General features: G+C 72.4%; 1 protein-coding gene. It reads right to left on the bottom strand.

Going from position 1 to position 1122, the window contains the following annotated elements:
* Nucleotides 1-183 precede the first annotated feature (183 nt).
* A partial coding sequence (locus G3O00_RS42655; protein WP_206146594.1) for an ADP-heptose--LPS heptosyltransferase occupies nt 184-1122 on the bottom strand: 939 nt, incomplete at its 5' end.

Here is a 1122-nt window from a genome sequence, read left to right as displayed (position 1 = left end):
AGCCCGGCCGCAGCCCGGCCGCAGCCCGGCTCCGGCTCCGGCTCCGGCTCCGGCTCCGGCTCCGGCTCCGGCTCAGGCTCAGGCTCAGGCTCAGGCTCAGGCTCAGGCTCAGGCTCAGGCTCAGGCGGCGCGTACCCGCAGCTACGCTTTCGGCCTCTCAACTGGCCACCGCACGCTGTTTCCCTATTCGGTCGTAGCCGCCGCGTCGCGCGGCGCGGGCCACGCCAGCGCATCCCAGTCGATCGCGCGATAGGCAGCCTCGACCGCCGCGAGATCGGCCGGCCGTTCGCTGCGATGCAGCCCGCGCAATTCGGCGGGAACGTCGAGCGCGACCGGCACGCAATGCGGATAGTCGCGCACGCGCAGCGCCGGCCCGATCGTCGTGAAGCACGCGAGCGTCGGCACGTCGAAACCGTCGGCGAGATGCAGTGCGGCCGTGTCGGGCGCGAACAGCAGGCTGGCACCCTTGACCCATGCGATGAACCGGGCCGTATCGTCGGCCGCATCGGCGCTCACGTCGACATAGGCGGGATGCGAAACGGGCCCGAACCCGGCCACCGGCAATCCGTAGCGCTGCGCGAGCTGCTCGACGAACGTCGCCCGCATCGTCGGCGGCACGCTACGCAACGCGGTGCTCGCGGTCGGGCAGAACAGCACGTACGGGCGCTGCCAGTCCTCAGGCAACGCAGGCAGCGGCAGCCGCGCGAGCCAGCGGTTGCGCCTGGCCGACGCCGGTACCGACGCGGGCTCCACGCCGAGCGCGTCGAGGAAGAAATCGATCATCGGCAGCCGCGCGAAGGCGGGCCAGTACAGGTGATTGCCGACGTCGATGCACGCCGCATCCGCCGGCAGCGCGTCGGCGGGGTACGGCAGTGTGCGCGACGGCGCGACGATGTCGGCCGCGAGCGCATACAGCGCCTCGACATAGCGCGGCGCGCGGGCCGGCCGGTACAGCGTGAAGCGCAGGCCCGGGTGCGTCGTGCGCAGCGCGGCAAGGGCGGTGAGCCCGATCACCGAATCGCCGAGCGTGACACCCATCCCGTTGATCACATGCACGTGCCGTGCGCGGTCGTAGTCGAGCCGGAACGGCCGGTGCGCAGCGTGCAGCAGCCCGCGCGCGGA

Origin of the sequence: Burkholderia sp. Ac-20384, from assembly GCF_017104605.1 — a bacterium.
In the GTDB taxonomy this organism is placed as follows: Bacteria; Pseudomonadota; Gammaproteobacteria; order Burkholderiales; family Burkholderiaceae; genus Burkholderia; species Burkholderia lata.
This window is presented reverse-complemented; position numbering and strand designations above follow the sequence as displayed.